15 protein-coding genes are annotated in these 24,172 nt (G+C 41.0%); 3 read left to right on the forward strand and 12 right to left on the reverse strand.

Features of this window, described 5'->3' with window-relative positions; all coding sequences use genetic code 11:
* Positions 1-12 precede the first annotated feature (12 nt).
* From V7K30_RS23030 to V7K30_RS23040, 3 genes are all read right to left on the reverse strand, one after another.
* Positions 13-402: a hypothetical protein gene (locus tag V7K30_RS23030; RefSeq protein WP_335003212.1), complete on the reverse strand. Its 390-nt coding sequence runs from the start codon at positions 400-402 to the stop codon at positions 13-15.
* 459 nt (positions 403-861) lie between these two features.
* Positions 862-1,158, reverse strand: coding sequence for a hypothetical protein (locus tag V7K30_RS23035; RefSeq protein WP_335003214.1), 297 nt, complete (start codon positions 1,156-1,158; stop codon positions 862-864).
* Between the two features lie 478 nt (positions 1,159-1,636).
* The gene (locus tag V7K30_RS23040) at positions 1,637-3,718 is read right to left on the reverse strand and encodes a TonB-dependent receptor plug domain-containing protein (RefSeq protein ID WP_335003216.1); all 2,082 of its coding nucleotides are present in this window, start codon (positions 3,716-3,718) and stop codon (positions 1,637-1,639) included.
* A gap of 455 nt (positions 3,719-4,173) precedes the next feature.
* On the opposite strand from V7K30_RS23040, the gene glgX reads away from it, so the two are divergent.
* The gene (gene glgX, locus V7K30_RS23045) at positions 4,174-6,300 is read left to right on the forward strand and encodes a glycogen debranching protein GlgX (RefSeq protein WP_335003218.1); all 2,127 of its coding nucleotides are present in this window, start codon (positions 4,174-4,176) and stop codon (positions 6,298-6,300) included.
* A gap of 262 nt (positions 6,301-6,562) precedes the next feature.
* On the opposite strand, the gene V7K30_RS23050 is transcribed toward glgX, so the two are convergent.
* Both V7K30_RS23050 and V7K30_RS23055 read right to left on the reverse strand, forming a co-directional pair.
* On the reverse strand, positions 6,563-7,138 hold the full coding sequence (locus V7K30_RS23050) for a hypothetical protein (RefSeq protein ID WP_335003219.1): 576 nt from the start codon (positions 7,136-7,138) through the stop codon (positions 6,563-6,565).
* 12 nt (positions 7,139-7,150) lie between these two features.
* On the reverse strand, positions 7,151-8,023 hold the full coding sequence (locus V7K30_RS23055) for a hypothetical protein (RefSeq protein WP_335003221.1): 873 nt from the start codon (positions 8,021-8,023) through the stop codon (positions 7,151-7,153).
* 413 nt (positions 8,024-8,436) lie between these two features.
* On the opposite strand from V7K30_RS23055, the gene V7K30_RS23060 reads away from it, so the two are divergent.
* On the forward strand, positions 8,437-9,063 hold the full coding sequence (locus tag V7K30_RS23060) for a Uma2 family endonuclease (RefSeq protein WP_335003223.1): 627 nt from the start codon (positions 8,437-8,439) through the stop codon (positions 9,061-9,063).
* 11 nt (positions 9,064-9,074) lie between these two features.
* Here the strand turns inward: V7K30_RS23060 and V7K30_RS23065 are convergent, their stop codons facing one another.
* The 4 genes from V7K30_RS23065 to V7K30_RS23080 all read right to left on the reverse strand — a co-directional run bounded on the left by V7K30_RS23065 (position 9,075) and on the right by V7K30_RS23080 (position 12,879).
* Entirely contained in the window at positions 9,075-9,998 is a 924-nt protein-coding gene (locus V7K30_RS23065; protein ID WP_335003225.1) for a tetratricopeptide repeat protein, read from the reverse strand.
* 169 nt (positions 9,999-10,167) lie between these two features.
* Positions 10,168-10,503 (reverse strand): cytochrome c6 PetJ, encoded by a 336-nt coding sequence (gene petJ / locus V7K30_RS23070; protein WP_335003287.1) that lies wholly within the window; start codon positions 10,501-10,503, stop codon positions 10,168-10,170.
* A gap of 341 nt (positions 10,504-10,844) precedes the next feature.
* Positions 10,845-11,339 (reverse strand): GNAT family N-acetyltransferase, encoded by a 495-nt coding sequence (locus tag V7K30_RS23075; RefSeq protein WP_335003227.1) that lies wholly within the window; start codon positions 11,337-11,339, stop codon positions 10,845-10,847.
* A gap of 367 nt (positions 11,340-11,706) precedes the next feature.
* The gene (locus V7K30_RS23080) at positions 11,707-12,879 is read right to left on the reverse strand and encodes an RpoD/SigA family RNA polymerase sigma factor (RefSeq protein ID WP_335003229.1); all 1,173 of its coding nucleotides are present in this window, start codon (positions 12,877-12,879) and stop codon (positions 11,707-11,709) included.
* Between the two features lie 801 nt (positions 12,880-13,680).
* On the opposite strand from V7K30_RS23080, the gene priA reads away from it, so the two are divergent.
* On the forward strand, positions 13,681-16,272 hold the full coding sequence (gene priA / locus V7K30_RS23085) for a primosomal protein N' (protein WP_335003231.1): 2,592 nt from the start codon (positions 13,681-13,683) through the stop codon (positions 16,270-16,272).
* Position 16,273: 1 nt separating this feature from the next.
* On the opposite strand, the gene V7K30_RS23090 is transcribed toward priA, so the two are convergent.
* From V7K30_RS23090 to V7K30_RS23100, 3 genes are all read right to left on the reverse strand, one after another.
* Entirely contained in the window at positions 16,274-21,673 is a 5,400-nt protein-coding gene (locus V7K30_RS23090) for a Calx-beta domain-containing protein (RefSeq protein ID WP_335003233.1), read from the reverse strand.
* Positions 21,674-22,143: 470 nt separating this feature from the next.
* Positions 22,144-22,818: a response regulator transcription factor gene (locus V7K30_RS23095; protein ID WP_335003235.1), complete on the reverse strand. Its 675-nt coding sequence runs from the start codon at positions 22,816-22,818 to the stop codon at positions 22,144-22,146.
* Positions 22,819-22,903: 85 nt separating this feature from the next.
* A complete protein-coding gene (locus tag V7K30_RS23100; RefSeq protein ID WP_442941094.1) occupies positions 22,904-24,007 on the reverse strand; it encodes a sensor histidine kinase in 1,104 nt (367 codons plus the stop codon).
* Positions 24,008-24,172: the final 165 nt, after the last annotated feature.

Raw genomic sequence — 24,172 nt, forward strand, 5'->3', positions numbered from 1 at the left:
CATAATTAATCGTTAAAATCTTATTCCCAGTTGCCCGTTAAAGCCACGAATAGAATTGTAACCAGCACCTACAAAAACATTATCAGTAGCACTTACCTGAACGCCACCTGAAACTGCAACACCTTTATCTTCTGAATAAAGTCCAACTCCTACATAAGGTGAAATTACAGGCAAACTGATAAATTTCAAAACATCTACTCCCGTAGCACCATCAGGGCCAGTTCCTAACTCAACCCCAAAATTTAAAGCTCTAGCTCCTACAGCATAGGTTATATCACCATCTTTTCCACCGACTGAAACCCAAGGTTGCGGTATAAGTTGAGCCGATACTTGACTTGGGGCAAATAAAGCTAACAAACCTATGGATGTAATTAATGTTTTAGCAATAATCGCTATTTTCACGTTGTTTTCCTATACTAACTGTTGCATCTTAATTGTTTTCTCACAACTACCCTTGCTGTTAACTAAGGTTTGTCTATGATGACTAATCGTGACGGATTGAACCTCATTTGAGTGCCCGATGAGTTCAAGGATTATTTTGGTAATGTAATATTAATTACAGCAGTGTGCAGCCGCAATTTTTAAGCATCACGTATATTTGCTGATTACTTTATCAAAAAGCCTAATTGCTTTCTCAAAATACCTGATTACTTTCTCAAAATACTTAAATGCTTTCACAAAAGGTCATTTGACTTACTCAAAAGGTCGTTTGACTTACTCATTTTGGTGTTTTCCGCAAGCAAAAGGTCATTTGACTTACTCAAAGGGTCGTTTGACTTACTCATTTTGGGGTTTTCCGCAAGCAAAATGGCATTTGACTTACTCATTTCGGTGTTTTCCGCAAACAAAAGCTATGCAGCCCTATTCAAAAGTGGACACATCTCGCAGCAAACTAGGAATTTCCCCTTGAGAGAAAGGAAACTCCAGCAAGGTTTCTCTAAGACCCAAATACCCAGATTCAGCAAACGACAAAAGCATTCGTGAAAGTGCTAGCCAAACCTCCGGTTCGTATTCCCAATCACGATAGCGCGAAGCTTGACCAGCAATTGAACGTAGCGCCCAGAAATAAGAGTTCCGCACCACCGAACCACCCTTCTTAAACTCTGGTAAATCTTCGTGGTGGATAAAAAGTATTTTATTTTCAATTCTGGCTCTCATAGCAATTTTGGATTTTAAATTTTAGATTAAAAGTAAATTTTAAGTAGGGTGTGTTACGGCTTTAGCCTAACGCACCATGTTGTATCGCGGTGCGTTAGGCGCTCTGATTATGTTTTTGGTTACAAATTATATCGAAATATGTGTAATTAATCCTGTCCGACTACTTATAACTCAATACGCTTGGGTTAAGGATAATTGTAGGTTGGGTTGAGGGACGAAACCCAACAAAGTCCCGAAAATGTTGGATTTCGTCCCTCAACCCAACCTCAGCTGGTTTTGGTTTTTGGCTTTAACCTAAGCGTATTGATTTATAACTCTCAAACCAGAGCAACGCACAGACTCCCCCACAGTAATTTTATTTTTACTTTATAAATGCTTTTTTAAACGATGTTTAAAAAGTCTTTAAAGAATTTCAAATAATCCTATTTATCCCAAGAATGTAGAGACTTTCCGATTACAAAATCTCTACATTTAATACCTAAAAATTGGCGTTTAAACCCACACGGAAAGTGAATCCAGGGCTATATATGCGATTAACTCGCTCATATTGCTCACCGAGTAGATTTTCTAAATAAACTGTCACTCCTAAATTGCTAGTTAAAGGTATACGACCGCTCAAATCTAAATTCACAAAAGATGGTGCAAAATCTGTAGCCTTGTCGCCAGGGTTAGCAAAGATGGATCTACGAGCGCCACTATTGTAAGTAACATACAAATTAGCCTGCCATCCCGCATTTTCATAACCTACACCGCTTTGGAGTACAGAGTAGGGAATCAAACCTAACTGCAAACCTCTCTCTGCTCCTGTTTTTATTTGAGCATCTGTATAAGTATAGTTGAGGAAAGTTGACCAGCCAGCCGCAATTCTTAATTGCAATGCAGCCTCTAAACCATTGGTATCTACTAGCCCAATGTTTGCCCATTTTCCGGCGATGACTCCCAAGCGATCGCCTATACTACTACCAAAGTAAGTAAACTGTCCAATCAGATTTTCCGAAAAATTGACATCTACTCCCGCACTCCAAGTCGAGCCAGTTTCCGGTCTTAAATCAGGGTTAGGTTCCCAACCATGAACTGTATCATAAACATACAACTGATCTAACCCAGGATTGCGTTGTGCCCCTGCCCAACTTCCACGCACTGCTACTATTGGAGTGACGGCATAACGTAACCCAACACTAGGGTTGAGATAATTTCCAAACTGGCTATCAAAGCTTTGCCTTAGCCCTAAATCTATCAGAAAGTTATCGCTAATATTCCAAGTATTGACAGCAAATAAAGCTGTATTAAACAAACTCCTATCTTCAGTTTCGTTTTTGGCAATACTACTAGGATTTGTACTCAAAACATCACCAGTTAAGTCGGTATTTTTAAAATCTAATCCCCAGCGCAATTTATCATTGGAAGTAACTTTCCACTCATGATCTACCCTGGCTGTGAGTTGTTTTGTATCTAAAGCTCCTGTACGGTAAAATGCTCCTATAGGGCCATAGGTGCTGAAATAATCTTGGTTATAACCAATTGAGGTTGTAAGGTTAGAGCTTTCGCCATTACCTAGCCGAGTTTTCCAAGATAAGCCAACATTTAAACCATCGTGGTCTAATCTATCTCTTTGAAGAGGGAACCCGAAATAAATTAAGCCGCGACGACTGCTAAGTGCAGTAACATCTAAATTCAATGAATTTTTCTTATCTAAATCTAGTCCAATGCTACCAAAGTAAGTACTTGTAGCTGTGTCTGCATTTGATAAAAACCCCTGACTATCACGATTTGCTGCACCTACAGGGACGCGGTAACGGTTATCTGTAAAGAATCTTTCAAAGCTGAAGTTATATTTGACATTATTAGATGAACCACCATAGCTCACTTGTTGATTATTTAAACTCAATGAGCCAAATTCTGCACTAGCACTCAATTTCGGTTTGCCATAACCTTCCTTGGTGATGATATTCACAACTCCCCCAAAGGCTGAGGAACCATATAAAGCTGAGGCTGTGCCGCTATATAATTCCACACGCTCAATAGCTTCTACAGGAATGCTATTTAAGTCAGTTCCACCATGATAAGTGTTGACATTATTGTTAATTGGTCTACCATTAATCAGAAATACAGACTGATTAATTGAGGCTCCCCGGTAGTATGTACCTGTGTGAGTATCTGCGCCATGACCTACATCATTGATCGCAAAACCAGGCATTCTTTTCAAAATATCGGCTAAACTGCTAGCGCCCTGCTTTTGAATTTCTTCTTTATCAATTACGTAAGTTGGTGTAGATTGAGGTAGGTTGTCTGGTTCTGCGATCGCTTCTATAGAAATGTCTACATCATCGGTTGGAGTTTGCTCTGTTTCTAGATTAACTTCACTCGGTGCAGATTGTTGAGTTAATAATTCGGCATTTGTGACAGATAGCTCAATTTCACTCAAACTCGGAATATCTGAAATTACTTCAGTTGATTTATCAGTATTTCTTTCCTTAATTTCACTCTCAGCAGCCAAGCCAGGAAACGCTATCAGTAAACTCGGTAAAGTAACTGTTAGCAACAAAAAATCCTTTTTCACGTTCTCTTTCACACCAACTAAAAACAGTCACTACGTAGTATTGTTGCTGTAATAGTAAAATCGTGTCAAAAGACACGCTGTCATATTTCCACAGTTCAGATGATCTGTTGGTCAATTCATTGACTATGGGTTAAACTCCAGACCCGCCGCATTTAAAGAAGGCAGGAGCCACGTAAAGAGCCGTTTAGTGGGGATTATTAAACCCTTGCTCCCTCTGGTCGCTTTACTGAAGCAGAGGGCAGTTTTCCTCCTGCTTGTTGCCGTCTGCCTCAATTTTTAAGACTTAAGGAATAGAGGTTTCTATTACTACTGATAGAGCAAATAATATTATTTTTAAGTTAAGTTATAGTGTTAGTGCTTTTAACTCAACTATTCGGAACTTTGAATTTTAACTAATTATTCAAAATAATCAAACTTGATTAATTGCCAAAAAAGTAATTATTGAAAATTTACTTATGTATATAGCTATCTGGCCAGGGAATGTATATCCTTTAGGTGCAACTTGGGATGGGAAAGGGACGAACTTTGCTTTATTTTCGGAAAATGCAACTGGGGTAGAGCTTTGTTTATTTGATAACGATGGCGACGAAATTCGCTTGCCTTTGACAGAAAAAAACAATTTTGTTTGGCATGGTTACTTACCAGGAGTGGGCCCCGGTCAAAAGTATGGGTTTAGAGTGCATGGGATGTGGGCACCAGAAGCAGGTCATCGATTTAATGCAAACAAACTATTGATTGACCCCTACGCCAAGGCAATTGACGGTGAGTTTAGTAATGATCCATCTGTCTTTGGGTATTGTCTAGACGCTCCAGAAAAAGACTTAGTTTTTTCTGAACTAGATGATGCCAAAATAATGCCCAAGTGTGTTGTAGTTGATGAATCCTTTGATTGGGAAAATGATAAACTGCTGGGCACACCTTGGCATACAACTGTTATTTATGAAACTCACGTCAAAGGTTTTACTAAACTACATCCAGCTATTCCAGAACACTTGCGTGGTACTTATGCTGGGTTAGCACATCCAGCTGCAATTCAACATTTACAGCAATTAGGAATTACAGCAGTTGAGTTGATGCCAGTACATCACTTTTTATCTAATCCGGGACATTTAGAAGAAAAAAGATTAACCAATTACTGGGGCTACGATTCCATCAACTATTTTGCCCCTTATTCTAGTTACAGTGCTAGTGGGACTGCGGGGCAACAAGTCACCGAATTCAAGCAAATGGTCAAGGCACTACATTTTGCAGGAATTGAAGTGATTTTAGATGTGGTCTACAACCACACTGGCGAAGGAAATCATTTCGGGCCAACACTATCTTTGCGAGGTATTGATAATTCTGTATATTACCGCTCGGTAAAGGATAATCCTCGCTACTACATGGACTTCACAGGCTGCGGTAACTCTCTGAACGTGCGTCATGCTCAAGTTCTGAAGTTAATTATGGATAGCCTGCGCTATTGGGTAACAGAAATGCATGTAGACGGCTTCCGATTTGATTTGGCCTCGGCGCTGGCACGGGAACTATATGAGGTAGATAACCTATCAGCTTTCTTTGACATTATTCATCAAGACCCAATCTTAGCAGATGTGAAGCTCATTGCTGAACCTTGGGACTTAGGTGAAGGAGGTTATCAAGTCGGGAACTTTCCACTGGGTTGGTCTGAGTGGAATGGTAGATATCGGGATACAGTACGAGATTTTTGGCGTGGTGTAGATGATAGTTTAGGACAATTTGCTTACTGTTTTACGGGTAGCCCTGACCTGTATCAAACAAACGGGCGCAACCCAAATGCAAGTATTAATTTCGTAACTGCTCATGATGGTTTCACGTTAAATGATTTGGTTAGCTACAACGAAAAGCATAATGAGGCAAACGGGGAAGATAGTAGAGATGGTGAAAGCCATAATAGATCCTGGAATTGTGGTGCAGAAGGCGAAACTGACGATACAGAAGTGATGCGTTTGCGCCAACGGCAACGACGAAACTTTTTAGCAACCCTAATGCTATCTCAAGGTGTACCAATGCTATTAGAGGGAGATGAAATTGGCTGTAGTCAAAAGGGTAATAATAATGTCTACTGCCAAGATAATGAAATTTCCTGGCGGCATTGGGATTTGCACAAAGCGAACGCAGATTTACTAGATTTTACAGGTGAACTAATTGCTTTTCGCCATCAGCATCCAGTATTCCGACGGCGTAAGTGGTTTCAAGGTCGCCCCATCCACGGTTTAGGAATTAATGATATTGCTTGGTTTAATGCTGATGGCAGTGAAATGACTGAGAAACAGTGGCTAGTTAGTTATGCCAAAGTAATGGAGATTTTTTTGAATGGGCAGGGAATTGCTACTCCAGGGACTCGTGGTGAGCGGATTATTGATGAAAGTTTCCTGCTATTTTTTAACGCTCACTACGAGTTAATTGAGTTTGCTTTACCCAATGACTTTAAAGAAAAGGTATGGGAGATAGTAATTGACACTAATGAACCTCGCTTCCTACATCGGGGAAAATTAGTTTCAGGCTCTCAAAGTATACCAGTTACAGATCGCTCTCTGATGCTGTTACGCCTTATTAGTTAGTAGTACGATCAGAAAAAGATACTCAACTTTTTGCTGCATCTATAGAGACACGGTAAGTTTATATTACAATACGCTTGGGTTAGCAGCAAAAACCTTAAACTGTGTAGGTTGGGTTGAGGAACGAAACCCAATATTTGTGGTGCTTTGTTAGGTTTCACTTCGTACCCCTACGGGGAAGCAAGCTACAACTCAACCTACAATTATCCTTAATCCAAGCGTATTGGTTTATATTAATCCTACATTTTGCAGCTACACCAATAAATTAAACATCATCACAATTAAAAAAACGATTTTTACTCGTTACTCTAATTAGAAAACGCAGACCTTCATTTACTGCTTCTGAATTGGGAAACATTTCGGCAACATCAGGTTCTAAAAAAACTGTCAATTTTTCAATATTGTTGAAATTATCTTCACCATTTATCACATGAGTGTCTGTCAAACTCTGATTTGATTCAGGTTTATTCTGTATTATGGTTGTTTGGGAAGATGCAGCATTTAATTTATTAACTAGTGATTCCCAACTACTAACTTTCAGGTTAAAGTGAGCCTTTGCATCCCGTAATGTTTTAAACTGTTGCTTCAGAATATCAACAGTATAAATATGCTTCTGAGATACCTGTTTCTCTACATTCAGGTCTGACTCAACCATATCAACTACTTCACTAATAAGTCGGTCATGATTTTCGGCAATCTGAGCAGCAGCCCCTAAAATCCGAGAAGTTGCTTTTATTTGTACATCAGTCTCTTGTTTAAGGCGATCGGCAATACTGCGAATTTGATCTCCCAGCCTTGCTTTACCTTGTTTTGGCGTGGTTAGGAGTGATTTTTTGCTCATGAGTATGCTTATTTATTCAGAAAGTATATCTTTAATAGCCAGCCAGATGCGTTTAAACTTTTGTACCAAACCCATAGGATTGTTAGTTGTTTCTTCTTCCACCGAATCAACTAGAGATTGAATCCGATCCATCCGCTCTGCTACAACGTAAAGACTGTTTACTGCTTCATCTTTACTTTCTAAGGATTCACGCAGTAGCAGAACCATTTGGGCAATTTCCCGTTTTAGTCGTTCATTCTCGGCTTTTCGGCGAGTTTCCCATCCCTTAATACCAGCTTTGGAACGTCGCTCATGTTTGAGTTCTGCTTTAGCATCATTGTATAAACTCAAATACATTTCTCGTTCAGAGTTTACTGCCTCATATTTGGTAAGCAATTCAGTCGCTCTCGCTTTTTGTTCGTTGTAGAGGCAGAGCGTTTGTTGATGATTTTCTTGTTCAGCAATATAAAATCGATAATTTTGAGTGACTTGCTCTTTTAGTTCATTAGCTTCGAGTTGACAAGTTTGAATTTCTCGCTGCTGAACATGAACTAGTTGGGATATTTTAGCTTTTTCTTCATTATAAAGATAGAGCGTCTTTTGATGATTTTCTTGCTCATCAATATAAAATAGATAATTTTTATTAACAAGCTCTTTTAGTTCATTAGCCTCGATTTGGTAACTTTGAATATCTTGCTGAACATGAACTAGTTGGGTTGCAGCTTCTTGATATTCTTTTGCACGTTTTTCTGCCTCATCGCGTTGAGATACAGTTTCTTCAAAATTGGCGCGAACAGTCATCAATGAAACTTTTAGGTCATGATAAGAAGCTGGTTCTTTTTGCTGTGAGCGAAGATTATTAATAGCGTTTTCATAATTAGAATCTCTGCGATCTGCTCTTTTCATTGTGATAATTTAAGTTCCTATGTGAGCATTTTTTATATTTAAGTATAAATATTGAGTTTAGCCGAGATCAACTAATTAAAGTGTGATCTCGGTTCTACTGGTAATATGATCTCAATCTGGGTTGAGATATGTTTTATTCTGTCTCAGGCGCTCAAATTTCCAGACGTGCGACTCCAAGGGCTAGAGATATTGAGCTTCATAAGCAAGCTAGGCTCCAAAAGGCTAAGGAGAATAAGCTTCAAAGCCTCTTCTCCAGGACTTACGCAAACAATGGGCGAAAAGAATGATTTCCAGGTAGAGGCAATTCATGAATTGCCCCTACAGCCTGTAGTTTTACGTAAATTCTATTCTCTTGTAGCAATTACGAACTACGTTAGCATTGAGAAAACTTGAAGCTTCGCAAACACAATAGAATGATTCAAACCTTACGCAAACTAGTTACATTCGATGAATTCGTTGCTAAATATCCTGACAACACAGGAAAACGTTATGAATTGCATGATGGAGTAATAGTCGAAATGTCCCAAGCAACAGGCGAGCATGAACAGATTATCGTATTTTTAGTTCAGAAATTTCTTCTAGAATATAGTCGTATCAGCCTACCTTATGGCATCGCTAAAACAGTATTAGTAAAACCGCCTGAAAGTGAATCGGCTTACTCACCAGATGTATTGATATTAAATCTCCCTAATTTGGTAAATGAACCTCTATGGAAAAAAGAATCTACTGTAAGCCAAGCGGAATCAATACCCTTAGTAGTTGAGGTAGTGAGTAGCAATTGGCGTGATGATTATTTAAAAAAAGCTGCTGATTATGAGGCTGTAGGTATACCAGAATACTGGATTGTAGACTATGCTGCTTTAGGCGGTAGGCGATTTATTGGCAATCCCAAACAACCAACTGTCTCGCTTTACACCTTAATTGAGGGAGAATATCAAGTCAGTCAGTTTCAAGGTAGCGATCGCATTATCTCACCTACTTTCCCCGAATTAAATTTAACCGCCGAACAGATTTTTCAAGCTGGTGGATACTCTGCATAAATCTGACAATGCTAGAGAAAAGCTATTTCAGTTGCAAACGAAATTTGTTGTCGCAGATTCTTCAGTAAATCTAGAGTTTTTTCGTAGGCAACTCTCTTTCCTTGGTTTTCAAAGTACTCAGATGCTTTTTGTAAATCAGCGATCGCTCCTAAATGATATCCTAAGCGATAACTAGCTACTCCGCGATTAACGTAAGCCTGGGCATTACTTGGGTTAAGTCTGATGACTTGAGAAAAATCACGGACTGCACCAAAGTCATCTCCATTTCGTCCGCAAGCACAACCCCGGTTAAAGTATGCTCTATAATCGTTAGCATTGAGACGAATTGCTAGATTAAAGTCGAGCATAGCTGCTTGGATATCTTGTAAGACAAAATGTGCTAGACCTCGATCATTATAGATATCTGCAAGCAGTAAGCTGCTTATTCTCTTAGTTTGAGTTAGGGCTAAATTAAAGTCAAGAATTGCCTCCGAGTCTTTCCCCTCCCCAGCACGGGCTAGCCCTCGGTTGTAGTAAGCTCGAAAATCATCAGGTTTAAGTGCGATAGCTCGATTATGATCGACTATGGCAGCTGGATAATCCCCTTCTCTGTAGAGTGCTACTCCCCGGTTCAGATAAGCCTCAAAGTTATCCGGTGCAAAATTTATGGCTTGAGTACAATCTGTAACAGCTTGATGGTAATCTTGTAATTGGAGATAAGCAAGACAGCGATCGCTATAAGCTACAGCAAAATCTTTCTCAAGTTCAATCGCCTGGTTGAAATTCTCTATTGCTTGGTGGTAATTACCGTGCCGCATCTTATATACACCCAATTCCAAGAAATCACCTGCTGTAATTTGCGTGATTAAAATGGGTGATGAATGTGCGGATGGAGTCAAAAAAATGAAAGGTAAAGCAATAATTACACTGATAAATAATCGCCAGAAATCACTCATAATACCAAATTAGGATAGGTAGTATTCTTTGATGTTTTTGGAACAGTCTTTTTGTCAAGACTCTTAATCCAAAATTGGTATAAGCATCCTATTTGACAATTTCGGCAACCCTAAAATTAGCGGGACAAAAAGCCCCGCAAATTGTTAATTCTTGAAGTTAGATTTTAGTCTACTTCCAGTCCTTATCTGCTTGTGAAAGCACATAAGCCGCGACATCTTCAATCTGATTAGGTTTCAAACGTTTGCCGAAAGCAGGCATGGCATTTTTACCTTTTGTAACTTGGGCAATAATCGCTTCTGCTGAGTACAAACCATACTTTTCCAAAGCGTCTTTCTTCAGGTTTTTTTGCGCTTGAACCAGATTCTTACCTCCCGCGTGACAAGAGGCACAATTGGCACTAAATACTTTAGCTCCACTAACAGCATCTGCTGCCAATGCTGGACTACTGAAGGCAAAGGTGAAGATTGCTATGCCTAACAGCATTACTGTCATAATTTTTTTCATTTCGTGTTCTCTCTGGAATAACGGCTTATTCAGTGCAATATCCTCCATAATTGTCAGTTGAGCCGCTGCCATAGTCAAATGACAAGCTGTCAAACTTCGCCCTAAACTTTTTTGAATTTTGAATGGTCAAATTTGGAGATTTAGAGTTGTTAGTACGCAGCGATGTCGAGACGCTATGCGTAGCTTGCTGCTTTGCAGGAGGATGCATCTAGATTGATGATTAAAATATAAATTTATGTAAGTTTGAATACTTTATAACCAATAAATAATAAAAATTTAAGGATGAAATATTGGAGATAAAAATTGTCTCGTTTCATCCTTTATAGTTCATTCTTTATTTTTTATTTCACAGTTCCTAACTTAATAAGCACATCTTCTGTAACACGACATATTCGCCAATCATCTAATATAGATGCTCCCATACTACGGTAGAATGCTTGGGCTGATTCGTTCCAATCCAACACACTCCACTCTAACCGCCCACAATCACGTTCTACAGCTATCTGGGCTACTTTAGTAAGGAGAGCCTTACCAATACCTTGTCTGCGATATTCTGGTAAAACAAATAAATCTTCCAAATAAATTCCTGGCTTAGTTAGAAATGTTGAATAATTATGAAAAAATAGGGCAAAACCAACAGCTTGACCCGCAGATTCTGCTAAGATTGCCTCTACATACCTCCGTGAACCGAATAAATGCTCTTTAAGTGCCAGAGCATTGCCGGTAATAGCGTGAGATAATTTTTCATCCTCTGCAAGCCCCTGAATTAATTTAAACAGTACGCTGTAATCGGCTGGTTCAGCAAAACGCACAATCAAATTACTACACGAAGTCATTAGTCTATAGTCCATAGTTCATAGTCCACAGTCTATAGGCAACTGTGTAAGTTTTTTTGAGTAATGACTAAACAAAAGCCAAAAAAAAGGTACAAAACACCTGGTTTTTGCGAATTGCAGTCGGTGAAGCCCAAGAAATATACAGATACAAGCTCTCTAAATTCGTTAGGAATGTGGATTCAATAAAGAGCAAATTTTGTAGGGTGTGTTATGGCGTAGCGGAACGCACCATCCTGAATTTTAGGTGTGTTAGGACAAATGTCCGTAACTCACCCTACGAAATTTAAAGTTTTGCACTTTATTTTATCCATGTTCGTTAGTGAAGCTAATTAGCTCAGGGATTGCATCTCTATCTTCATAAATGTAATTAAATTAACCAACCTTTTAAACGTTTGGCTATGTGGGGACGCCGCAATTTCCGCATGGCTTTGCTTTGAATTTGTCGCACTCGCTCACGAGAAAGATTGAACATGTTGCCAACTTCTTCTAAGGTACAGGGTTCGCTGGTTGTCAAACCATAACGCAGAGAAATCACATCTTTCTCCCGTGGAGTTAACACGTCACCCAAGACTTCCCAAATCTCCTGACGCATCATGTTTTCATTCATTTTTGCTTCTGGAGACAAGTTATCTTCATCTTCTAGCAAATCCATCAATTCCGTGTCTTCTTCTTTACCGACGCGGTGGTTGAGAGAAAGTGCTTGACGCCGTAGTTGTTGTAGCTGGCGTAGTTGTTGAACACTAATTTCCAAAGCTTCTGCCATTTCAGCTTCGGTGGGATTACGAGAGAGTTTTTGTTTGAGTTCGCGTTGGGCTTTTTTCAGCTTGTTAAGCTTTTCAACAATATGAATAGGTAGCCGAATTGTTCGCGCATCATTAGCTATAGCTCTGGTAATTGCTTGTCTAATCCACCAATAGGCGTAAGTAGAAAACTTATATCCTTTATCGGGATCAAACTTTTCTGTAGCGCGATTTAAACCCATTGCTCCTTCCTGAATTAAATCCAGAAAAGGCACTCCCCGATTCAGATATCGCTTGGCAATAGAAACTACCAATCTCAGGTTCGAGCGAATCATTTTGCGTTTCGCTACTCTACCTTGATACAAGCGACTTTCTAATTGCTTTTCGGTCATTTCTAGCTCGGAAGCCACTTCTAGTTTGCTAGGTTCCTGTCCCAGTTTTAACTGTAAGGCAGCTTGTAATTCCCTAACTTCCTCTAGAAACCTGACTCGCCGCGCTAACTCTACCTCTTCATCAGCTTTTAGCAGCGGATAACGCGCCATTTCTTTAAAAAACGCGCCTACGGCATCATCATGTTCGGTTTTATTGTATCCCGAAGGACGAGCCGCCGCCATTTCATCTCCATCTCGTTCCTCTGATTCCAGATTTTCTATTACAATTGGAGATTCTTCATCTGCCACTGCATCTAAACTATCGAGTGATGGTTCTTCGCTATCAGCAGTATTCTCCAGTATTTCCATTTTTCCCAATTCAACAATATTCATAGTTTCCTTTAGGGATTGTTGTTTTGTTTGGTACATAATTTAGTTACAGCTACTCGTTTGAGGCTTGGTAGTTTTCCCTAAGAGACGAATGCACCCGTTTATATAGCAAAATACAAGCTTCTGTTAATTTCTATTCAAGAATAAAAACCCGTATCTACCTACCAAACATAGGTTACGATTAGATACAACCTATAACTAAACTGGTCTTCGCACCCAACAAGACTTTCTTCTCAGGCTCCTAACAGATTATATTATTCATTTTTTTCTTAATTACCAAATATGTCAAACCCCCTCAAACTTTCTCAACCTTAACAAACATAAAAATCTCAGCTAACCATGCAAATTTCTTAAACTTTCATATATTTTTCTAAATATATATTTTTAATTTTGAGGTATTGCAAGTCACTGGATAAATCGAAAACCTGGTGCTGGGGTTATGCATTCCCGATTTCAGTTACCCAGATGATACAAATTACAATAATGGCAGCTTATTTTTGGGATATTCTTACTTGTATAAAAGCATCTCATATGCAGAAAGGCTTGAATATCTATCGATAGGCGGAAAAAGGCTACTCCCTATTTAGTAGATAGAGCAACTGTTGCAGCAAGAGCCGACATGCTTTTATTTGTATAGTGGGCACCAAATATTTATTGCATGTATAGTTGATACGAATTTGTCTAGTAGATTACATAAGAGGAAACTTATCAAGTATTATGAAGGATAACAGTATTGAGAAATACTATTTAAATTTAAGAAAGCAAAAAACTAGGTTGAGTTAGCCAGGTTAAATTTGACCAGCGATGTGAGGAAAATATCTAACTATAAAGTCAGCAACTATGTATATTAATGACGTAAAATTATCTCCTTTAGTGGTGGCCCAAGCTAGTGAATCATACCAGTCAGGTGCAACTCTTAATAGGTGGGTTGAAGTACTGGTAGACTGTCCAGGAAGTACAGGACTATTTACTTATCGATTGCCCGCCCAGTTAGAAATAAAACCAGGGGATATTTTGAGCGTGCCATTTGGGGCACAACAATTAGGAGCGATCGCTATTCGGTTACTGGCAAAACCAAATGTTGATCTAGCACCAGAAAAAATCCGCGAAGTAGAAGATATAGTGAGCGTTGGATTTTTCCCAAGTGCTTATTGGGAATTACTCAATCGAGTCGCTGCATATTACTATACACCCTTGATTCAAGTGATCCGGGTTGCTCTACCACCAGGGTTGCTGGGGCGATCGCAGCGTCGTATCCGCGTCATTAAAGGCAGAGGGGAGGAGAGGAGTAATTATTTACTTGCATCTCCCAATCCTTCAACTTTTTTGACTCCAACTGCGCGGCAAATTTGGGAACTTTTACAAGCGCAGCCGGCGGGAGACTACAGTTTCGTCTACCTCCAACAAAAAGTCAAATCTGCTTATCGGGGAATTCGAGAGTTGTTGCGATTCGGTTTAGTAGAAAGCTACTTAGAACCGCCACGACTAACTCGACCAAAGCTGCAAAAAGCAGTCACGTTCACAGGTACAATCGACCACGACTTAACTACTCGCCAACGAGAGATTTTGGAAGTACTGCGGCGGCGTGGTGGGGAGTTGTGGCAAAATGAATTACTGCAAATTTGTAATGCTAGTTCCTCTATCCTCAAGACGTTGACACAAAAGGGTTACATCGTCATTGAAGAACGGGAAGTATTGCGAACCGAACAGGGGCCAGCATTAGCTGGCGATAGCGCTAAATTTTTAACTGCTGCCCAAGCTAGCGCCTTAGAAACAATCCAGACACTAGATGGATTTGCTCAAGTTTTGTTGCATGGGGTGACAGGTTCAGGAAAAACCGAAGTATATTTGCAAGCGATCGCACCCCTCCTCAACCAAGGCAAATCCGCCCTTGTCTTAGTGCCAGAAATTGGACTCACACCCCAGCTAACTGATCGTTTTCGCGCCCGTTTTGGCAATAAAGTCAGCGTCTATCACAGCGCCCTCTCAGATGGTGAACGTTACGACACGTGGCGACAAATGCTCACAGGAGAACCTCAAGTTGTGATTGGTACCCGCAGCGCCGTTTTCGCTCCTTTACCTAAATTGGGTTTAATTATTTTAGATGAAGAACACGACAGCAGCTTTAAGCAAGACTCCCCCATACCCACGTATCACGCCCGCACCGTCGCCCAGTGGCGAGCAGAATTAGAAAATTGCCCCTTGGTGTTGGGTTCCGCTACCCCTTCGTTGGAGAGTTGGGTAAGCATCGGAACCTCACCCCCTAGCCCCCTCTCCGCAAGCAGAGAGGGGGGACAAGAAAGAAATTTTGACTCATCACTCCTAAATCAGAAGTCAGCAGACAGGAGTTATTACTTAAGTTTGCCCGAACGCATCAACTCGCGCCCTCTACCGCCAGTGGAAATCGTCGATATGCGGCAAGAGTTGCAGCAGGGAAATCGTTCTATATTTAGTAGATCGCTGCAAGCAGCTTTGCAACAGTTACAAGAGAGAAAACAACAGGGAATTTTATTTATCCATCGTCGGGGACACAGTACTTTTGTCTCTTGTCGTAGTTGTGGATATGTGTTGGAATGTCCGCACTGTGATGTGTCGTTAGCGTATCACCACACCGAAGAAAAAGCGCCGGAATTATTGCGCTGTCATTACTGTAATTATGCGCGATCGCATCCCAAATATTGCCCTGATTGCAGTTCCCCTTACCTAAAATTTTTCGGTAGCGGTACTCAGCGAGTCACGCAAGAATTAGCGCGACAATTCCCAGAGTTGCGCTTGATTCGTTTTGATAGCGATACCACCCGTAACAAAGGCTCACACCGGACTCTACTCACGCAATTTGCCAACGGCGAAGCGGATTTATTAGTAGGTACGCAAATGCTCACCAAAGGTTTGGATTTACCACAGGTGACACTTGTGGGCGTTGTCGCCGCCGATGGATTGCTAAATTTATCAGATTATCGCGCCAGTGAACGGGCATTTCAAACCTTGACTCAAGTCGCTGGACGGGCTGGTAGAGGCGACGATCCGGGGAGGGTGATTGTACAAACTTATACTACAGAACATCAGGTAATTGCAGCAGTGCGATCGCACGATTATCAATCTTTCTCCCAAGCTGAATTAGAACAACGCCAAGCCCTCAATTATCCCCCATACGGGCGGTTAATTTTATTGCGTTTAAGTAGTCTCGATCCCATTCAAGTGCAAAATACAGCCCAAATTATCGCCACAGCCTTGAGTACCCAAGAAGAATTCGAGATATTGGGGCCAGCACCAGCGAGTATTTTACGAGTAGCTAATCGTTATCGCTGGCAGATATTGATTAAATTTGCCCCGGATGCATTGCCACAATTGCCAGATTGGGAAGAAGTGCGATCGCTTTGTCCTTCATCTGTTAGCCTAACTATTGATGTAGACCCATTAAATATTATGTGAATTACAAGAAAGAATCCCTGTCATCATTGATGATAGTACCTATCGCCTGGTTATTAGCAAACCTAGCATTTGCCGCACCATAGAGATTGACAAAAAATGTTTCGTTGCTTTCAACTTTGTTATCACCTGTGACACCAATACTAATAGTTTTGCTGGTTTCCCCAGGATTGAAAACAACCGTCCCTAAAGCAGAATTGTAATCAGAGTCAGAAGTTTTCGCAGTACCGTCACTCGTGCTGTAATTTACGACTATCGGTTGATAAAATTCATTGGAGAGGGTGACGACAAATTTAGCATTAGTTATCATCCCTGTGGTGCCTTCATTGAGTGAGACATCTCCAATACTGATGGCGGGGGGTTCGTCATCATTTATGATAGTAGCCACTCCCAAGCTATCAGTTATTGTGGCATTTGTAGCACCAAATAGATTGACAGAAAATGTCTCATTGGCTTCAAATTTGTTATCGCCAATGACACCAATACCAAGAGTTTTTTTGGTTTCGCCAGGAGCAAAAGTAATCGTCCCGAAAGCAGAATTGTAATCAGAGTCAGTAACTTGAGCAGTGCCATCACTCGTGTTGTAATTTACAGTAACCTGCTGCAAACTGGATGCGGAGAGAGTGACGGTAAAGTTAGCATTAGTTGTTGTACCTGCGTTACCTTCAAGAAGGGAGACATCCGAGATGCTGATAGTTGATTGGTTGTCATCATCAATGATGGTACCAACTCCTAAACTATCTGCGATCGTAGAATTTGTAGCACCTAAAAGATTGACAGCAAATGTCTCGTTGGCTTCAGTTTTGTTATCCCCAATGACACCAACACCAAGAGTTTTACTGGTTTCGCCAGGAGCGAAAATAATCGTCCCTAAAGCAGAGTTGTAATCAGAGTCAGCAACTTGAGCAGTGCCATCACTCGTGTTGTAATTTACACTAACCTGCTGAGAACTGGGATTAGAGAGAGTGACAATAAAGTTAGCATTAGTTGTTGTACCTGTATTGCCTTCAGTAACTGAGACATCCGAGATGCTGATAGTTGGTTGGTTGTCATCGTTGATGATAGTACCAACTCCTAAATTATCTGCGATCGCGGCATTTGTAGCACCCAAAAGATTGACAGAAAATGTCTCGTCAGTTTCAAACTTGTTATCGCCGATGACACCAATGTTAAGAGTTTTGCTAGTTTCACCAGGAGCGAAAATAATCGTTCCTAAAGCAGAATTGTAATCAGAGTCAGCAACTTGAGCAGTACCATCACTTGTGTTGTAATTTACACTAACCTGCTGATAGCTGGGGTTAGAGAGAGTGATAGTAAAGTTAGCATTAGTTGTTGTGCTTGTATTGCCTTCAGTAACAGAGACATCGGAGATGCTGATAGTTGGTTGGTTGTCATCGTTGATGATAGTACCAACCCCTAAATTATCTGCGATCGCGGCATTTGTAGCACCCAAAAGATTGACAGCAAATGTCTCGTCAGTTTCAGTTTTATTATCGCCGATGACACCAATGCTAAGAGTTTTGCTAGTTTCCCCAGGAGCGAAAATAATTGTCCCTAAAGCAGAATTGTAATCAGAGTCAGCAACTTGAGCAGTACCATCACTCGTGTTGTAATTTACACTAACCTGCTGATAGCTGGGATTAGAGAGACTGATAGTAAAGTTAGCATTAGTTGTTGTGCTTGTATTGCCTTCAGTAACTGAGACATCCGAGATGCTGATAGTTGGTTGGTTATCATCATCAATGATCGTAGCAACTCCTAAATTATCTGCGATCGTGGCATTTGTAGCACCCAAAAGGTTGACAGAAAATGCCTCATTGGTTTCAAATTTGTTATCGCCGATGACACCAATGCTAAGAGTTTTGCTAGTTTCCCCAGGAGCGAAAATAATCGTCCCTAAAGCAGAATTGTAATCAGAGTCAGCAACTTGAGCAGTACCATCACTCGTGTTGTAATTTACACTAACCTGCTGATAGCTGGGGTTAGAGAGAGTGATAGTAAAGTTAGCATTAGTTGTTGTGCTTGTATTGCCTTCAGTAACAGAGACATCCGAGATGCTGATAGTTGGTTGGCTGTCATCATTAATGATGGTGGCAACTCCTAAATTATCTGCGATCGTGGAATTTGTCGCACCCGAAAGGTTGACAGCAAATGCCTCATTGGTTTCAAACTTGTTATCGCCGATGACACCAATGCTAAGAGTTTTACTGGTTTCGCCAGGAGCGAAAGTAATTGTTCCTAAAGCAGAGTTGTAATCAGAGTCAGTAGCTTCGGCTGTACCATCATTCGTGTTGTAATTTACGGTAATCTGCTGATAACTAGGATTAGAGAGACTAATAGTAAAGTTAGCATTAGTTGTTGCCCCTGTATTGCCTTCAGTAACAGAGACATCCGAGATGCTGATAGTTGGTTGGCTGTCATCATTGATGATATTTACTGTAGCTGAAGTGTTAGTAATTGTGGAATTTGCTGGTGCAGCTGTGAGGTTGGGGTTACTTAGGTTAACAGTCATGTCTTCATTGAGTTCAAAGATGTTGTCACCCAAAACATCGGCTGTAATTGTCTTTGTCTTTTCCCCAACAGCGAAGCTTAAAGTCCCAGATGCAGCAATTCCTCCACCTGTAACTTGAATATTGTTATAGTCACTACCAAAAGTTGCCGTACCGATAAAAGCATAATCTACGGTGCTAGCCACGCCAATACCACCACTGCGAGTAACCGTGAAGGTAACAGCTTGAGTACCGCTATTACCTTCAGTCAAATTTGAGGTGGCGCTAGAAATTGCATATTGAATCGAATCATTAGCAGCAATACTCAGAGTAGTTTCAGTTATTGTCCCCAAATCAGCCCCTATTAGCGTGCCGAAGTTGAGTACAACTGTTTCTGCATTCTCAGGTAAGTCGTCTGGGTTAATAGTAAAAGTAATTAGCTTTGTTAAATTTGAGCCTGTCGCCCCAGCAGCAAAGGAGATACTAGTTGGGGAAAAGGTGTAATCGTTGCCACTAGTAGCCGTGCTATTACTTTTGACGACAATAGGAACTGTGACAGCCGTTTCTGGAGAGGCATTTAAGCTAACAGGAATAGTTACTATAGTGGCGGTACTATCTTCTGTTGTATTGTACGTAGCAGCACCAAAGCTGACTTTTGGAAGCACGTATTCCAATGCTCCAATGTCAAGTCTACCGCTTTCAATCCGGTTAAAACCCGGGCCACGTTGGTCGGTAGTTAAGCCACCACTGTAACCCGGATCACCAGCATTTCTGGCAGGACTGGAAGAGTTTAGGGCATGAGTTTGTGTAGAACCACCGTAATCTCCCAGTGGTTTGAGTCCGGGGTTGGGGTTAATAATATCTGTACCCGTGCCCAAAGTCCCGGATAATTTACCTGTAACTTTGCCAATCAGGTTGTAAGCATTACCATTGAAGTTGTAACCATAGACATCGGCTCCTTGATTACCTGGATCGATATTGCCAGCAATGATGCTATTGCTGATACTCACCGTGCCGCCAGATCTAAAAATGCCGCCACCATCGCCCTGGCTATTATTATCGCTATCAGCAGTGTTGCCGAAAATAGTGCTATTGCTGACTGTGGCATTATTGGTGTAGATGCCGCCACCAGAAACTTTAGATGTATTGCTAGAAATAGTGCTATTACTGATGCTAAGACTAGTACTGCTGTAAATGCCGCCGCCGTTGTTGTTCGCGGTGTTGCCAAAAATAGTGCTATTGCTGAGTGTGAGACTACTGCTGTAAATGCCGCCGCCGTAAGTATTTGCAGTGTTACCAGAAATAGTGCTATTGCTGAGTGTGAGACTACTGCTGTAGATGCCGCCGCCGCTAATGTTCGTGGTGTTGCCAAAAATAGTGCTATTGCTGAGTGTGACACTACTGGTGCTGTAGATGCCGCCCCCATTGTTATTTCCTGCATTTCCCCCAGTTATGTTCAACCCATCAATTGAGAGAGAGGCACTAGCATTAAAAATACGGGAAGCATTGTTACCACTGATGGTGAGTTTATTAGCTCCAGTTCCTTGAATTATCACTCCTTCAGTAACATTCAATTCCCCAGAAGTCAGGGTAATAGTATCAGGGGTAGCATCACCGAATATCCCAGTCGGATCAAAGATAATTGTCTCAATCCCCGGATCGTTATTGGCATTGATAATAGCTTGCCTTAACGAGCCAGCACCGCTGTCATTAGTGTTAGTTACTACATAGGTGCTGTTATCTACTTTGACAGATACATCGTCGATCGCTAAACCGTGATCGTTGCCTCCATCATCTATATCTTCCCAACGCAATATAATCTCTTCACCGTTAGCTATTGGGGTAGCTAGGGTAATTGTTATAGGTGTGATAACAACTTTATTAGCAACTTGATTGCCATTTAAGGCTGCTGCGGTTGCAGTTGCAATTGGGCTGGTGAAATCTAACGATGTGGCAGAATTCCATGTTCCTGTTGTCAAATTTGTCAGAGTTGACCCAATTTGATAACTAAATTTCAGCTGTTGCGGCGATGTATTACCACCATTACGCCATTGTTCGCCCGTATAACCTACTTGCAAGTTAGTAATTGATGAACCTGTGTTGTTTTGGAGGCGCAACCCATAATAAATAGTTCCTGTAGTACCAGAAGAGACAGAACCAAGTGCCCGATCTCCGGTCGTACCAAAACTATACAATCCACCTGTATTATTACTGCCACTACCAGGGATGTAATTTGTTCTTGTGGCATACCACCCGGAAATGGTTGAATCATCAACCCAAGGAATAGATGTTCCAGAATTCGCTAATGAGTTAAAGTTTTGAGAGTATATGCCAGTAAAACTAGCTGGCAAAATAGATTGGTAAGCCTGCATTACTTCAGGTTTAAATGCCAGAGAAGCCTCAATTTTCCCCGTCTTCACCTCTAAATCCCAGTCGCCACCTAAAGCTGCACTTCCTGTTTTGTCAGTGGAAGCAGCAACATCTGCCCCAGTAATTCGGCTCAGAAGCTGCACAAATTTGCTGCCTGCCCCACTGGCTACATCACAGCCATAAAGTAGGATGTCAGCTTTATCAGTTAAAACACTTGCCCAATTTCGTAACTGATTTGCATAGCTATTGAGATTGGTGAGGCTAAGGTAAGTTGACCCCAATTGCAAACTCCCCTCACCGCCGTGGGAGACAATGTGAACTGATTCAACTGAGTTAGATTGACACCCTGCTAGATACTCGCTGATTTGCGTTAAACCATCTCGATTATGGTCAAGGATAACCACTTCACTACCCAGTGTGATACCAGCTACCAGGCTTTGGTAATCGAGAACTGCTGTATCTATAAAAACAATATTTCTGCCTGCTTCTAATAACTTTTTGGCGGAATTATTTTGGGTTTCAGGGTGAATATTTTCTGTCGTCATAATTATTTTTATCTAATACAATTCTGGGTTGAATACGAGACTTGTTAGCTCTAAGCATTTACGTTAATAGCATTTATCACACAAGACTAAATAGGAAGCGAATGACTCAACATTCGCTTCCATCCCCAAATCGAATTGGTAACAAAACCTCTTGTTTATTGGAAAAAACCGCAATATTTCTAATCGTTATACGATCAAATACACCCTAGAAAAACTAAGTTATGTTCTATCTATATTTTTCTAGGATAATAAAATTTATACTGTATAAAAGATACAATCAAGCGTAATTATACTTAAATAGTTCAGAGTGACTCCAATACGGTTTAGAAATTTCGCGTCTTTACTTACGATTTATTTTTAGGAGTTAGCGATCGCTTTTATTTATAAAAAGTAAATTATCCTATTTTAAGTAAAAAACCACTGTATTTGCACTTAAATCAGCCTTAGCAACTAGCCCGATGTGAATGAAGCTAATTAATCAACAATTCTGGTGCGACCAATCCTTTTTGGATAGCTAAAACTGCGGCTTGAGTGCGATCGCGTACTTCTAGTTTCTGCAAAATAGCATGGACATGAACCCGCACTGTACCAGGGGCAATGTAGAGAATCTCAGCAATTTCTTGATTGCTTTTGCCAGCTGCTACCAGTGCCAAAATTTCTTGCTCCCGCTTCGTTAGGGGATTTTCTAAGGTTTCGTCAATTTTTGCGGGCAGGACTACAGTAGAATTGCCCTCAAAAGCGGCTCTAATTTCTGTTGTTGCCGTTTGATCCCACCAAGAAGCCCCTGCTGCAACCGATCGCACTGCCAAGATCAGAGACTCAGCAGGAATACCTTTGAGACAGTAACCTTGCGCCCCAGCGGCAATTAACCGTGAAATCAAGGGTTTTTCAGAACGAGATGTTAAAACGAGAATTGGTAAATTTGGGTGCTTCTGCTTGATTTGGCGACAAGCCTCAATCCCGCCAATCCCCGGTAAACCTATATCCAGCAAGACCAAATCCAGGGGATAGCGATTTGCTAATTCTACAGCCTGTTCCCCATCTTCTGCCTCTGCAACAATCTCCAAACTGGTTTCTTGTTGCAACCGCATCCGCAGACCAAGCCGAAATAATTCATCATCTTCAACGAGTAAGATTTTTGTCATTTGTTATTGGTCATTGGTCATTTTGGTCATTGATCAGAGTTAGGAATTCTCTCCCTTACCTCCCTTACCTCCACTCCTCCACTCCTCAACTCCCTGGTGGTGGACAAGCAGGAAGTCGGAAACCAAACAATGCGCCTCGTGGTGAGCGATTCTCTGCCCAAATTGTACCCCCATGAGCAGCAATAATTTGCCTGGTTAAATAAAGCCCTAATCCAGATCCTGAAACATGGCGATCGCTATGTCCTTGATAAAACCTCTCAAATAAGTGGGGTAACTCTTTTTCGGTAATGCCGGAACCAGTATCGAGTATTTTTACTACCTGATCGCTAGAATAACCTTCAAATACTACTTCCACTTTACCGCCACGAGGAGTATGGTTAATGCCATTACTCAGGAGATTGGTGAAGACTCGCCCAAGTTGCAAAGAATCGCCATTTACCCAGAGAAAGCTCCGAAAATCTGATTCGCCATAATGGAGAGAAATATAAACCTGTCGTGTTTTCGCTAATTCACTCAGGGTAGCTATGATCTCCTCCGCCACTGTCACCAAGTTAACAGGTGATATCTGTAGTTTTAGCCCTTCGGCATCATTGCGGTACACATCTAAAAGCGTTTGGACTAATTGCAGTGTACTCCGATGACTACGAGCCATTGTTTGGAGGACTTTTGCTTGCATTGGCGTAATTTCACCAAATTGTTCATTTTGAAAATATTTCAGCGTTTCAATTGCTCCTAACAGGGGTGTTTTCAAATCATGCGTTAGGGTAGAAACAAAATCTTCACGCATGATAGCTAATTGTTCTTGGGAGCGTAATTGTGCTTGCGTATAAGCGATCGCTTCTTCATTGCGGTGGTTGCGATCGCTTAACCAACCCGTTACCACCAATGCCAATACTGCAATCAACCTATTTGCCAACGTTGGGGGAGCAATTATTTCTCCTCCGGGAACAAACAAATTCAACAATGTTAATCCTGTAGCTGCAAGAGTGATCCCCAATACTGCTCTCCGATTCAATCGAGAATCTGCTAACAAAATCGTCCCTGTGTAGAGATAGCCAAATACGTATTCAGGTGGTGTTATATATTCCAGCACTATCACGATTGCAAAGGCGATCGCTATTAGCCCATATGTCTCTCCACGCTCATTTAAAGCTTCTTTCACGGTCACTAATCGACTTAACATCGTCATTTGTGATTTCCTAAAAAATCGTGCTCATACAATCTGTATAACTATTTAATTCACCAATGATGATTTATCTCCAATCTATATCTGCAAATGCCAACTTGAGAATTAATCCTCAAATTACGTTTATCCAGATGCAGTCAAGGGGACTGGGGACTGGGGACTGGGGAT

Origin of the sequence: Nostoc sp. (assembly GCF_036917655.1) — a bacterium.
Lineage (GTDB): Bacteria > Cyanobacteriota > Cyanobacteriia > Cyanobacteriales > Nostocaceae > Nostoc.